At 60.3% G+C, this 13,121-nt stretch carries 14 protein-coding genes and 1 tRNA gene; 8 read left to right on the forward strand and 7 right to left on the reverse strand.

Features of this window, described 5'->3' with window-relative positions:
• Positions 1-57: 57 nt before the first annotated feature.
• The 4 genes from K9857_RS30255 (at position 58) to K9857_RS04860 (ending at position 1,833) form a co-directional block, all read left to right on the forward strand.
• Positions 58-174 (forward strand): DUF4406 domain-containing protein, encoded by a 117-nt coding sequence (locus K9857_RS30255; RefSeq protein ID WP_318011744.1) that lies wholly within the window; start codon positions 58-60, stop codon positions 172-174.
• A complete protein-coding gene (locus K9857_RS04850; protein WP_224533726.1) occupies positions 171-632 on the forward strand; it encodes a hypothetical protein in 462 nt (153 codons plus the stop codon). Before K9857_RS30255 ends, K9857_RS04850 begins: the two co-directional genes overlap by 4 nt.
• Positions 633-778: 146 nt before the next feature.
• Complete coding sequence (locus K9857_RS04855) at positions 779-1,084, forward strand: HNH endonuclease (protein WP_224533727.1); 306 nt, start codon at positions 779-781, stop codon at positions 1,082-1,084.
• Complete coding sequence (locus tag K9857_RS04860) at positions 1,081-1,833, forward strand: hypothetical protein (RefSeq protein ID WP_224533728.1); 753 nt, start codon at positions 1,081-1,083, stop codon at positions 1,831-1,833. The genes K9857_RS04855 and K9857_RS04860 overlap by 4 nt, the downstream gene beginning before the upstream one ends.
• 45 nt (positions 1,834-1,878) lie before the next feature.
• On the opposite strand, the gene K9857_RS04865 is transcribed toward K9857_RS04860, so the two are convergent.
• Positions 1,879-2,820 (reverse strand): hypothetical protein, encoded by a 942-nt coding sequence (locus tag K9857_RS04865; protein WP_224533729.1) that lies wholly within the window; start codon positions 2,818-2,820, stop codon positions 1,879-1,881.
• A gap of 161 nt (positions 2,821-2,981) precedes the next feature.
• On the opposite strand from K9857_RS04865, the gene K9857_RS30260 reads away from it, so the two are divergent.
• From K9857_RS30260 to K9857_RS04875, 3 genes are read left to right on the forward strand one after another with little or no spacing between them, the layout of a single operon-like run.
• Positions 2,982-3,104 carry a hypothetical protein gene (locus K9857_RS30260; protein ID WP_263487774.1) on the forward strand — a complete coding sequence of 41 codons (123 nt, stop codon included), beginning with the start codon at positions 2,982-2,984 and terminating at the stop codon, positions 3,102-3,104.
• Positions 3,105-3,139: 35 nt separating this feature from the next.
• A complete protein-coding gene (locus tag K9857_RS04870; protein ID WP_224533730.1) occupies positions 3,140-3,373 on the forward strand; it encodes a hypothetical protein in 234 nt (77 codons plus the stop codon).
• Positions 3,373-4,512: a tyrosine-type recombinase/integrase gene (locus tag K9857_RS04875; protein WP_224533731.1), complete on the forward strand. Its 1,140-nt coding sequence runs from the start codon at positions 3,373-3,375 to the stop codon at positions 4,510-4,512. Before K9857_RS04870 ends, K9857_RS04875 begins: the two co-directional genes overlap by 1 nt.
• A gap of 112 nt (positions 4,513-4,624) precedes the next feature.
• Here the strand turns inward: K9857_RS04875 and K9857_RS04880 are convergent.
• A tRNA-Val gene (locus K9857_RS04880) sits at positions 4,625-4,701 on the reverse strand.
• A gap of 183 nt (positions 4,702-4,884) precedes the next feature.
• On the opposite strand from K9857_RS04880, the gene K9857_RS04885 reads away from it, so the two are divergent.
• The gene (locus K9857_RS04885) at positions 4,885-6,168 is read left to right on the forward strand and encodes an NAD(P)/FAD-dependent oxidoreductase (protein ID WP_224533732.1); all 1,284 of its coding nucleotides are present in this window, start codon (positions 4,885-4,887) and stop codon (positions 6,166-6,168) included.
• Positions 6,169-6,301: 133 nt separating this feature from the next.
• Here K9857_RS04885 and K9857_RS04890 read toward each other — a convergent pair whose 3' ends face one another.
• From K9857_RS04890 to K9857_RS04910, 5 genes are all read right to left on the reverse strand, one after another.
• Positions 6,302-7,273, reverse strand: coding sequence for an XdhC family protein (locus tag K9857_RS04890; protein WP_224533733.1), 972 nt, complete (start codon positions 7,271-7,273; stop codon positions 6,302-6,304).
• 1 nt (position 7,274) lies between these two features.
• Positions 7,275-8,510 carry a c-type cytochrome gene (locus tag K9857_RS04895; protein ID WP_224533734.1) on the reverse strand — a complete coding sequence of 412 codons (1,236 nt, stop codon included), beginning with the start codon at positions 8,508-8,510 and terminating at the stop codon, positions 7,275-7,277.
• Between the two features lie 2 nt (positions 8,511-8,512).
• A complete protein-coding gene (locus tag K9857_RS04900; RefSeq protein WP_224533735.1) occupies positions 8,513-9,052 on the reverse strand; it encodes a (2Fe-2S)-binding protein in 540 nt (179 codons plus the stop codon).
• The gene (locus tag K9857_RS04905) at positions 9,045-11,876 is read right to left on the reverse strand and encodes a xanthine dehydrogenase family protein molybdopterin-binding subunit (RefSeq protein ID WP_224533736.1); all 2,832 of its coding nucleotides are present in this window, start codon (positions 11,874-11,876) and stop codon (positions 9,045-9,047) included. The genes K9857_RS04900 and K9857_RS04905 overlap by 8 nt, the downstream gene beginning before the upstream one ends.
• 185 nt (positions 11,877-12,061) lie before the next feature.
• On the reverse strand, positions 12,062-13,003 hold the full coding sequence (locus tag K9857_RS04910; protein WP_224533737.1) for a LysR family transcriptional regulator: 942 nt from the start codon (positions 13,001-13,003) through the stop codon (positions 12,062-12,064).
• Positions 13,004-13,121: the final 118 nt, after the last annotated feature.

The following is a 13,121-nucleotide window of genomic DNA, read 5'->3' on the forward strand; positions in this document are numbered from 1 at the left end:
TGGACTGCGCCGACTACATGGCCTATGACCTGACTCCGCCTGTGCGGCCAGGTCGCGGTGCTGCCCGGCTGGGGAAACTCAAAAGGCGCCCGGCTCGAAGTTCACATTGCCCGTGAGCTCGGCATGCCGGTAGTGAATGCCCATGATCTGATATCGATGGAGATTGCAGGATGAGCGAACAATTCGAGCGCGAAGACCGTTACATCGTTCTGAAACTGAAACGCCTGCCGAGCTACGAGGTTGCATATCTTCAAGACCGCCACGCAAAAGCGATGGTCGAGTGCGTGGTGGTAGAGCATGACTGGCCCGAGTACAATCTGGTCTGGGCGATGATTGAGCACCGAATGGCCGGCGAACCAGTGCCGGACTTCAACCTTTGGCGTCGAGCCAATGAACTCCAAGAGCGCCTGAACGTAGCGGATCAGCGGATTGACGAGCTCTCTGGCGTGCTGGCTTTGGCGGCGATCAGCGTTGACTACCACGCCGGCATGAAGGGTGAAGACGGCCAACACATTTACGACTTGTTGAGCCAGATCCGCGCCGAACTCAAGCCGGTTGAGCGCGAGCCATACCAAGGAATTCCCGGCACCTCTTTCCAGCGCCTGAACATGCTCGCCAACCAGGGCGAATAGCCAATAGGAGTACATCTGTCCCCCCCCGCCGTAACTCCCCCCCTTCAAAGTCAGCCGCTATAGCGGCAAGGATCCGTATACGCCTGAAGAAAGCTGAGCGCGAGCAGGTTCGCCTCAAGTACGGCGGGCACTGCGCCTACTGCGGCGTGCTGCTGGGTGACCGCTGGCATGCCGACCATCTCGAAGCCGTCCAGCGCAACTGGGGCACGGAGGCAAAGCTGGTGCCGGCGCTCAAGCCGGAGAACCACAACATCGCAAACATGATGCCCGCCTGCGTTCCCTGCAACTTGAGCAAGCACGCGATGCCGCTCGAAGTCTGGCGCGACTGGCTCGCCGGGTACGTCAACAGCCTCAACAACTACCACCCCATCTACCGGCTGGCCAAGGCCTACGGCCTGATCGCCTGGACCGGCGCGCCGGTTGTCTTCTTCTTTGAAAAGGTGAACCCATGACTGCAATCAAGGAACGGCCGATCAACTTCTCGGCCCCGATGGTGCGCGCCATTCTGGAAGGCAGGAAGACGGTCACGCGGCGGCCGGTGAAAGCAACGAAAGCACACGCCGACGGCTTCATCATGCTCGACCACGGTAAAGGCTGGTGGCCTTACAACATGTTCGGTGATTCCGAAGTTGACAGCGAAGCCATGGAATACCCGATCACCTGCCCCTACGGAAAGCCTGGAGACCGGCTGTGGGTGCGCGAAAGCTGGTGGCAAGCGGGCGATTGGCAAGCTACCTACCCCGAGGACGATACCGGTGCCTGGTTCGGCAGCAGGCGGGTTTTCTACTCGGCCGACGGCACACCACCGAACGAGCCCAACAACAGCTATCCGAATGGCTTGCGCAACGGAGCTTACTCGGCAGCAGCACCGAACAAAGTCTGGCGGCACCGACCGAGTATCCACATGGACCGCTGGGCCAGCCGCATCCTACTGGAGATCGCCGACGTGCGCGTCGAGCGGTTGCAGGCCAGTGAAGGCGAGACGGCTTTCGAGAGCCGCTACGTCGCCGAGGGCATTCACCGCATCCACCACGGCGACGGCGCGCACTACTTCCACCCATTCAAGAGCGAGCCCGGACCGGGCAACTGGGCCGACCCATTCGACGCCTGGCGCGAGCTTTGGGTATCCATCAACGGCGCCGACTCTTGGAACGCCAACACTTGGGTCTGGGTCGTCGAATTCAAGCAGGTGACACCTTGACCGTAATGGGCCACCTCGACTAACCCAACCCCAAAAGTCGGAAGGTCAGAACTTTGAAGGAATCGGCGCATACGGGAAGACTCGTTCGATCTCCGCTTCCATTGACTTCGCAAACTCTCCTACCAATTTCGAAACGCGTCTGACGTCTTCTACGGAAACTCTTACTGGGCGTCCCTCCTTATTGCGACCACCCCTGTGTACAATGTCATGACGGATATTGATTTCTTGAATAAACTCAGAAATATCCGGGAATTTAATCTTCAAGGTTATTTCCAACAAGGGTTTTGCTTTGTCTAAACGATGCCAAATAAATGCTTGGAGATATTCGATGACTTTTTTCTCAAGATCATCCATTACTAAAAAAACATCTGACAACTTAAATTTTTCGTTAGCGAAGTCGGTATTCGCTTTAACGAAAGATCTAAGTAACTGACGATCGTGCGTAACCCAATACGCTGTAGTATCCCAAAGGTATGATTCTAAGGCGGTTATCGTAGCGCTGTGAAGAAGCTGTGTGACAAAACCGGAAGGGCTAACGTCGGAAATGGTTTCCTCTATTTGACCCAAACGCACATTGAGCATTCTGAACGGATCTGAACGGTCCTCCGGCAACATGGAATAGATATCGTCATAATCCCAACCTCCGTGGTTTGCAGAAGCCCATTCATCTCCGCACTCTTGGTATAAATCCTCTATGAGTTCTTCCATCACTTTATAGTCCACGACTTCTGAAAATCGCTCCTGAATTTCATCATTTGGATCGTATGGGCCTCCGAAAATGAATTGGTATCCACCCTCACCACTGTCATAGGGAGTGCAATTAGCGGGATCTTCAAAGCGAGCATAGAACCAAAGTCGCATTGCCTCGATCTGTAATTCTTTTGGAGCGGATTTCAGCCAACCATCATCAGGATCAAATTCTAAAACATCTTTATTACCAGCTTCTGGAGGTAACTCAGGCCTATCGTCGTAGTCCCATTCGCTCATGAGTAGATCTCCATCATCGTATTTAGCCAAGTAATAAGGTTCAGAAAGCAACTGCTGCATCCTACGGTAAAACCCGCTCTCTGATTACGCATTCATCAGATGATTACTTTCCTACCACCCCACACAAGAGCCTGCCGGTGTACGGCGGGCGAGGCGAAGCCATGAGCATCACGAAGATCATCAAGGGCCCGCACAGATTCGCCGGCCTCTGGTGGGTGATCGCTGAATGCAACGGCAAGATTCAGCACATCTCCCCAGGGCAGGACAGCGTGACCATTCACTGAACACACTGCCGCCGCCGGCGGCATGGAGCATCATCATGGCGAAAGTCATTGCCCAGATTACTGTAAAGCTCCCGCGCGTGATGGAGTTGAGTGAGTACCGGAAGTTGCGCTACGCCGGCGGCAAGCCGAGTGTGCAACAGTTGAAGAAATGGATTGAGGAAGGCGAAGTGATCGGGGAGGTAAAAGGCGGGATGTATTTCGTGGACTTGCAGGCGGCCGTGATGGGGTCGAATGATCCCCTTCTGGCCAAGATGCTGGAGGTGGGCTGATGGCGCCACCACGGGAGAGGACCGTAAAGAACCGGCATCTGCCAGCCAACCTCTACCCGAACGGCAAATACTGGCAGTACAAGAACCCGGTCACCGGCAAGAAGATCAGCATCAACAAGCCGATGGCCGAGGCCATCAAGCTGGCCAATGCCGCCAACGCGAAGCTGCTCCCACTGCTGGCCGACGACGGTTCGTTGCTGGCCATGCTCACCGGGGATGCCGCGCCGAAGTTCAACGGCTGCCTTGATCGCTTCGAGACTGAATGGCTGCCGACCAGGTCCTACGCCGCCAGCACCCTGAAAGAGATCAAATTCAAGCTGGCCCGGTACCACGATGACTTGGGCGATCTGATGATGGGGCAACTGGATGTGCTGACGGTTGCCGAGTATCTGGACAGCTTCGAGAACAACGCCTACACCAAGCACCGGGGCCTGCTGATCCAGGTGTTCGCCTTCGCCGTGGCCAAAGGCCTGTGCGAGCGCAATTCGGCGGAGCTGACCCTGGTCAAGAAGGAGGCGGAGAAAAAGCGCCAGCGGCATACGGTCGAGGGGCTGAACAAGATTCTGGGGTATGTCGGAACGCCGACCTGGCTAAAACGCGCCATCCGGCTGGGGTTGCTGAGTCTTCAGCGGCGGGAGGATATCGTGGTGTGGCCGAAATCGGCCGTGGACCTCGAGCAGAACACCATCAAGGTGTCGCCCGGGAAGACGCAGAACTACGAGAAGCCCGTGCACTTGGAGATTGTCATGGGCCAAGCGCTGCGGGAGGTGGTGATGGAGTGCCTGAAGTCGCCGGTCGTCTGCCCGTACCTGATCCATTACTCGCCCAAGGCGCGTAAGCGGTCCCAGCTGGACGCTAAGCTGCACTGGAACTCGGTGACGGCCGACTACCTGACCAAGTCATTCGCCCAGACGCGGGACGATTCTCAGGCCTACGCCGACATCCCGGCCAGCGAGCGCCCGACCTTCCACGAAATTCGAGCGCTCGGCGCCTGGCTGTATGAGCAGCAGGGTTTCGACCAGGAATACATTCAGGGGTTGATGGGACATGCGGATGTGAAAATGACCGAGCACTACCAGGCGGGGCACGGTGAAGAGGCGGTGGTTTATATGAAGGTCAAAGCCGACCTGACTGTGTAGCCCGGTGGTCGTTTGCCCAAAATATTCCCAAAGTTTGCCCAAAGGCAGAAAGCAAAAAGGGGTCACCGTTTCCGGTGACCCCTTTAGACCGCCCAGCAGAGCGGATTTTGTTTGGTAGGCGCGATTGGACTCGAACCAACGACCCCCACCATGTCAAGGTGGTGCTCTAACCAACTGAGCTACGTGCCTGCTGTGAGGCGGCATTCTACGGAATTGCGTAGGGGTGTCAACACCTTTTTTCGCGCTAACCCTATGAATATGCAAAATATTTAATTTCGCCGCTGCAAAGAAGATTTTGCGGTGGCTGGCGGAGGTTTTTTATCTCGGGTAGGATCGACGCACTCGTAAAATATATTAAACAGAGGCAGCAGGATGGCGAACACCCCCTACCCAGAGTCCTACTACGCCGCATCGGCCAATGCTGTGCCGCCGCGCCCGGCTTTGCAGGATGACGTTGAGACTGATGTCTGTGTGATCGGTGCCGGTTATACCGGTTTGTCCTCTGCCCTGTTTTTGCTGGAGAGCGGTTTCAAGGTTACGGTGCTGGAAGCCGCGAAGGTCGGTTTCGGTGCGTCGGGGCGCAATGGCGGGCAGATCGTCAACAGCTACAGCCGCGATATCGACGTGATCGAACGCAGTGTCGGCCCCAAGCAGGCGCAGTTGCTGGGGCAGATGGCGTTCGAGGGCGGGCGGATCATTCGTGAGCGGGTCGCGAAGTACAACATCCAGTGCGACCTGAAAGACGGTGGCGTATTCGCCGCGATCACGGCCAAACAGATGGGGCACCTGGAATCCCAGAAGCGTCTTTGGGAGCGGTTCGGCCATACGCAGCTTGAGCTGCTGGACGAGCGCCGCATTCGTGAGGTGGTGGCGAGCGATCAGTACGTCGGCGGCATGCTCGACATGAGCGGCGGGCATATTCACCCGCTCAACCTGGCGCTGGGCGAAGCGGCGGCTGTGGAGTCGCTAGGCGGCACCATCTATGAGCAATCCCCGGCGGTGCGTATCGAACGCGGCGCCAATCCGGTGGTACATACGCCACAGGGCAAGGTTCGGGCGAAGTTCATCATTGTGGCCGGCAATGCGTACCTGGGCAATCTGGTGCCGGAGCTGGCGGCCAAGTCGATGCCATGCGGCACTCAGGTGATCACCACCGAACCTCTGGGCGACGCATTGGCCAAGAGCCTGCTGCCGCAGGATTACTGTGTCGAGGACTGCAATTACCTGCTCGACTATTACCGCCTGACGGGCGACAAGCGCCTGATTTTCGGCGGTGGCGTGGTCTATGGCGCGCGGGACCCGGCGAACATCGAGGCGATTATCCGGCCGAAGATGCTTAAGGCTTTCCCGCAACTCAAGGACGTGAAGATCGATTACGCCTGGACCGGCAATTTCCTGCTGACCCTGTCGCGTCTGCCGCAGGTTGGGAGGCTCGGCGACAACATCTATTACTCACAGGGCTGCAGCGGGCACGGTGTGACCTACACGCATCTGGCGGGCAAGGTGCTGGCGGAAGCGTTGCGTGGTCAGGCGGAGCGGTTTGATGCGTTTGCGGACTTGCCGCACTACCCGTTCCCGGGCGGGCAATTGTTGCGTACGCCGTTTGCGGCGCTGGGGGCGTGGTATTACGGGTTGCGGGACAAGTTCGGCTATTGAACAAAAACCCCTGTGGGAGCGAGCCTGCTCGCGATGGACGTCAACGATAACGCGGGGCATCAGATACCCCGCGTAGTCATTGGGTTCATCGCGAGCAGGCTCGCTCCCACAAGGGAAAGATCAGGGGGATGTGTCAGAGACGATCTCGAGGGATGCCACTGCGGATCCGCAGGATATCCGCCAGCACCGCCAGAGCAATCTCCGCCGGCGTCTTGCTGCCCAGGTTCAACCCGATCGGCGCATGAACCCGCGCCAAATCCGCCTCCCCCAACCCACCAATCCGCCGCAGACGCTCAAAACGCTTCTGCGACGTCTGCACCGACCCCATCACACCGATGTAAAACGCCTCGGTGCGCACCGCTTCCATCATCGCCAGATCGTCGATGCGCGGATCGTGGGTCAAGGCGACCACCGCCGTGTCACGGTGGCAGCCGCCATCGGCGATGAAAACCGATGGCAGTTGGCGCCGAATCTCCACGCTGTCCATCACGACGCCTTCAAGCACCTCGTCCCGGGGATCGCAGAGAATCACCTCAAACCCCAAGCCCACGGCAAACTCCGCGCAGGCCTGCGCCACGCTGGAATACCCAGCCAGCAACAGACGCTGAGCCGCACCGATGCGCAAGCGAACCCGGTCGATCTCACGCTCGACACGCACACCCTGCTCGCGATCATCGAACAGGCTGCGGGCGCCGCTGGCGAGATCTACTTCGCGGATCAGCCGTCGACGGCCCAACAGCGCCGACTCCAGCTCGCGCAGATGCGCCTGCACTTCGCAATCCGGCTCAAGCTTCTCGACCAGAACATCAAGCACGCCGCCACAGGGCAGGCTGACCCGCGAGCGCGGATCATCGCCTTCGCCGTAGCGCACGACGCTGACCGCCTGCTCGAAGGCGCCTTCGGCGACGCGCTCGAGGAAGTCTTCCTCGACACAGCCGCCGGACAGCGAACCGATCCACTGTCCAGCAACGTTCACCGCCAGCAACGAACCCGGCGCGCGCGGCGCCGAGCCGTAGGTGGCGAGCACCGTGCAGAGCCAGATGCGCTGCCCCGCCGCCGACCACTCCAGCGCCCGGCGCACCACTTGCAGATCCAGATGCTGCATGTCAGTGGGCCTTGTGCTCGAGCGGCGGCGCGTCGGCGCGCAGCGTCTGCACGGCATTGACCGCCAGATCACCCGGTTGACCGCCCCAGCCCTGACGCAGGTAGTTCAGCAGGTCAGTCAGTTGCTCGTCGCTGAGCTTCTCGGCGAAGCCCGGCATCGGTTGCATGTGCTCAAAACCGGCGAATTTCTGCTCGCCGATACCGTCGTCGATCACCCGCACCAGGTTGCGCGGATCTTCCAGGCGCAGCGTGGTGTTGCCACGCATGGCCACGGCGATGTGCGGCTTGCCTTCGCCTTCAGGCGCGTGGCAACCGGCGCAGACATTCAAATATTCCTGACGGCCGCGCTGGGCACTGACGGTGAGCTTGTCCAGAGGCACGTCGGTAAGCACCTTCGCCGCCGGCGGCTGATCGCCGAGCAGGAAGGTGGCCATGGCCGCCAGGTCCGCATCCTTCAGGCCCTGGGTGCTGTTGTGGAACACCGGGAACATCTCGTTGAACATCGTGCCCTGGGCGCTCATGCCGTGCTTGAGGAAGGCGCTCAGGTCCTGGTGATTCCAGCCGCGGGCGGCCAGGTCAGTGGCCAGCAGGCTCGGTGCCAGATAACCGTTGAGAATCCCGCCGGTCAGGCGCTTGTCCTGTTGCATCGCTCCGGTCTGGCCCCGTGGCGTGTGGCATTCGCCGCAGTGCCCGAGCACGTCGACCATGTATTGGCCGCGTTTGAAGGCTTCGCTTTTGCCCTCGGTCGACTCCAGCTTCACATCCTTGCCGTACATCATGTTCCAGGCGATCAGGCCCGGGCGCACGTTGAACGGGAAGCTCAGGCTGGTCACCGGCGCCGCGCGCTCGATGGGCTCGAAAGTCTTCAGATAGGCATGAATCGCATCGGAATCTTCACGGGGCATCAGGTGGTACGAGGTGTACGGCATCGCCGGATACAGGTTGGCGCCATCACGACGCTTGCCCTCGGTCAGCGCGGCGAAGAACTCGTCATCGTTGTACAGGCCAATGCCGTGCTCTTTGCTCGGGGTAATGTTGGTGCCGTAAATCGTGCCGAACGGCGAGACGATCGGCAGGCCGCCCGCGAACGGCGCGCCACCTGGCGCGGTGTGGCAAGCCATGCAATCGGCGGCGCGGGCGAGGTATTCGCCGCGCTTGACCTGATCATCGGCCTGCGCCAGCAATACCGGCGCAGCCAGACCGACCGCCAGTGCCAGGCGGGTCACTAAATGCTTCATGTTCAGCCCTCCTTGACCAGGCCGAGATCGGTCAGCACGTTGCGCGTCGCGTTGTAATAACGCACGTAGCCGGTGCAACGGCAGATGTGATGACCGAGGCTGTCCTCGATGACTTTTTCCAGCTGGCTCTTGATGATCGGCTGGCGTTGCAGCTTCTCCACCAGCACGGTCGCGGCGTTGACGAAACCTGGCGCGCAGTAGCTGCACTGGAAGGCGAATTCGTCGACGAAACGCTGCTGGATCGGGTTCAGTTCAGTGACCTTGCCCTGCTCGTCGCGGGTCGCGTGGCCTTCGATGGTCCGTACTTTCTTGCCTTCGAAATAGTGCGCGCCGGTGATGCAGGTGCGCACTTCTTCGCTGGTGCCGTCCGGGTTGTCGACGATCACCACGCAGGCATGGCAGATGCCCTGGCCACAGCCCAGGCGCGAACCGGTGAGGTTCTTGTATTCGTGCAGGTAATCGATCATCGGCAGGTCATCAGGGATGTCCACCGGGCCGACGGATTGACCGTTGAGGGTCAGTTGAAGCGGACGGTTAGCCATTGAGGGCCTCCTTGATGCGCGCAGAAGTGATAGGCAGGTCGCGGACACGTTTGCCGATGGCATGAGCCACGGCGTTACCGATGGCGCCGACCACCGGAATCATCACCACCTCGGCGATGCCCTTGGACGGGTCGCTCGGCGACAGCGGCGGAAGGATTTCCGAGGTCTGCTTCCAGACGGCGACGTGGCGCGCCATCGGCAGGCGATAGCGGTTGAAGTTCCAGTCACCCTCCCCCGGTCCGCCTTCGTACAGCGGCATGTCTTCCATCAGCGCATGGCCGATACCCATGGCCGTGCCGCCTTCGATCTGGCCCTTGACCAGTTCCGGCACCAGCACCCGACCGCACTCGACCCACGAGTGATGGTTGAGCACTTCGACGTCCGCCGAGCCCTTGTTCACTTTCAGTTCCACCAAAGTTGCCACCGGGCTGTAGTAGGTCACCGCCGCGTTGTTCAACTGGGTTGGCGGATAGGCGATGTTCTGCCGATCCAGCAGATGGAAACCGGCGCTGGTCATTTGCGCCAGTTTTGCCTTCGGGGCGCCGTCGCCGTACTTGACCGCCAGGCCGTCGAGCGGCAGACGCTCACGCACGCCGTCGATGCTGTACTCGGCCTCGGCCCAGCTCCAGCGGTTGAAACCGTGCACCGTGGCACCGGTCACCAGACCGCGCTCGTGGGCACGTTTGGCCAGCATCGCGAATGGCAGGGGTTCCATGCCGTTGGCGGTGAGCTTGCCGTCGACCCAATGGGCGTCTTCGCGGCGTACGACGTAAGGGTTGGCCTGGCCGCCAAAAGGACCTTGCCGCCAGATCTCCAGCGCCGCCGGCCACAGGCCGTGGTTGAACAGCACGCGCGCCGCTTCACGGGTGGCGTGGCTGAAGTAGTAGGCGGAGTTGGTCGCCGACGAGGCCGAAGCGATCTTGCCGACCCAGCGCGGATTGCGCAGGAAGCCATCCTGTTCGGCTTGGCTCATGATGTAAGGGTTGCCGCCGGAGATCAGCTGCATTTCCTTCCAGTCGGTTTCGCCGGTCTTCACTTCGTGTGCCGGGTTGCCAAGGAAATCGGCCACGACCATCGCCTGCGAAGTGGACATGCCGGTACCGATTTCGATGCCGATATGACGCAGGCTGATGCGCCCTTCCGGGGTGAATTCGACGCTGGCCATCGGCGCTTCGGAACCGGTGCCGAAGTCTTTCTGGCAGATGGCGAAACCGATGCCGTACCAGTTGTCCGGGTCGGCGGCTTCACGCTGCTTTTTGATCGCGTCGCGGTTTTTCCAGACGTCGTGCACCGCGGCCTTGTCGAGAATCTCGTGCAGGCGCAAGGCACCGGCGGGCACGGCGCCCTGGGTGTTTTTCATGCCCGAACGCAGGGCGTTCTTGCGGCGCAGTTCGATGGCGTCGATGCCGAGGCGATTGGCGATTTCATCGACCATCATCTCGGTGGAGGCCATGCTCTGCAGGGTGCCGTAGCCACGCATCGACCCGGCCTCGACGGCGCGGGAATGGTAGGCGGTGACCTGCAGATCGTTCTGCGGCATGTAGTAGATCGACTGCGCCGCCGTGGCGCCAACCGCCGCCACCGACGGGCTGTAGTTGACCCGACCGCCACCGTCCACGCTCATCTCGGCGCGGAAGATCTTGAAGCTGTAGTCGCTCTTGTCCACCGCCAGCTGATAGCGAATATCGAACGGGTGACGCTTGATGCCGCTCTGGAACTGCTCGTAGCGGTCGTTGGCCAGACGCACCGGCACACCGGCGCCGTACAGCGCAGCGAGGGCCGCGTAGTAGACGAATATATTGTGGTCCTTGGAGCCGTAACCCACGGTGTAGCCAGGGTGCATGTTCAGGTTGGCCAGGCCGAAGCGCGACGGCGCGATCATCTTCGCGGTCTCGGTCGCGGTTTCCAGCGGGCACTGGGTGGCAACGACGAAATGCAGGGTCTTGGTCGCCGGGTCGTACCAGCCGTTGCCGTTGTCCGGCTCCATGGCCGCAGGCTCGATCGATGGCGTCTTGTAGCGCTCATCGAACACCAGCCAGTTGTCCGGCGGCGTGTCGATCTGCTGCTTCATGCGATCGGCGTAAAACAGCCCGCGCTCGGTCAGATTGCCGTGCAGGTTCGGCTGTGAATCCCACACCGGACGGCGGTTGCGCAGCATCGGGAACAGGATCGAATCCTTGAGGCTGGCGAATTCATCTTCGTCCGCCGAAGTCGCGCCACCCACACGCACGTAGCGGAAACTGCCGTACGGATCGCCTTCGTAGAACGGCACCTGGGCGCCGTAACGAATCGCCTTGTCGTTGAACTTGAGCTTGGCCTTGGCCTGACGGAAGCGCTCGAAATCGTTCCAGATCAGGATCGCCACCGGGTGACCGATGAACATCGGCACCTTGCCGGCCGGCAACAGTGGGTCGGGGGCGTGTTCTTCGGGGAAAACGATACCGTCCTTGACCAGGTCCTTGGCGGTGACGATGCGGTCCGGCTGCAACTCGGCGCCGAGCCACGACAGGTCATACCCGTCGTAGATGCGGTCGGCCTTGATGGTTTTGAGCAACATGGCGTGGCCCTGCTGCTGCGGCCAGCCCGGCATGTCCTTGGCGCGGATGTCGCGGGCGAACACTTTGCTGCCGCAGACCTTGGACAGTGCGTCGTTACGTGCGCGCGCCTTGCCGTTATTGCCAAGCCATTGCTCGGACGGCACGGTCACGCTGTTTTCCATCAGGGCCGCCAGCGCCTTGCTGCTCAGCGGCGTGAGCGTCACGCTCACGCCCGCTACCAGCCCGCCCTGAAGGAACGAACGCCGGGATATATCACGGTTGGACATGGATCATCCTCTGGGCGGTTATGGGATCCGCCCTTTTGGTTATCTACTGGAAATCGGGGGTGTTGCAGGAGCCCTTCCGATGTGGCGAAGGGCTGAAATGACAGCGTAAAGCTGACTGAAGGGTTAAGTTTATAGGCTTATGCCGTTGCGGCAAACATCCAGACACAAAAAAACTGACCAAAAGATCAGAATTTCGTCGCTTTACTGCGTAGCAGATCGATGAACAGACCCAATTCCCGACTGATGTGCTCGCCCTTGCGCAACAACAGCCCGAACGGCGCCAGTTGCACATCCAGCTCCACCGGCAATGCCACCACCAGACCCATCTTCAGGTAGTCGCGCAGCGCGGTTTCCGACAGCACCATGATCGCGTCGGTCAGTTGAATCAGTTGCTGCATCGAATACACCGAACTGCACTCGATGATGTCCGCCGGCAGTGGCAACGCCTGGCGCTGCAGGGCCTGATCCAGACCGATACGCGCCGGGCTGGTTTCCGGTTGCAGGATCCACGGCCAGGCGCTGACCAGTTCCGCCAGCTCCAGCTTCTCGCGTTTGGCCAGCGGATGGCCGGCGTGCACCACCACCAGCAGGCGCTCATTGCCCAGTTGCTCGAATTCGTAATGCTGGCTGTCGGTGGCGGCATTGCGCCGGGCGATGGCCAGATCGATGCGCCCCTGCTCCAGCAACTGGATCACCTGGTCGCTGGTGTCGCCCATGATGCGAATCCGCAGTTGCGGGTTGAGCGCCTTGATTTCGGCAATCGAATCCATCACCAGATCCGGCGCCGCGCCCATGATGGTACCGATCGACAGATAACCGTAGCCGCCCTGCTGCCGCGCCATCAGATCCTCGGCGCAGCGATCCAGGCCGCTCAGGGCAGACTCGGCAAAACGGATCAGCTCCTGCCCCAGCGCGGTCGGGCGCATACCCCGGGGCAGGCGCTCGAACAGATCGCAACCAAACATGTCTTCAATTTCATGGAGCATGCGGGTAGCCGCCGGTTGCGACATGTTCAGATTTTGCGAGGCGCGGTGCAGGTTCTGGCTGGTGCTGAGCGCCACCAGCATGTGCAGATGCTTGTAGCGCAGGCGATTGAACAGGCTGCGAGAGAGGATCGGCGTGGTCATGTCGGGCCTTTTTTATCGATAACTTCAGGGTATTGGTTGTGAGCTAGATTCGATTTGTAACGCATCGATCAAGGGCCGTACAGTCTTTCCCATAAGAACAAATGCCCTACCAAAGGAA

Source organism: Pseudomonas sp. REP124 (assembly GCF_020164475.1).
Taxonomy (GTDB): Bacteria; Pseudomonadota; Gammaproteobacteria; order Pseudomonadales; family Pseudomonadaceae; genus Aquipseudomonas.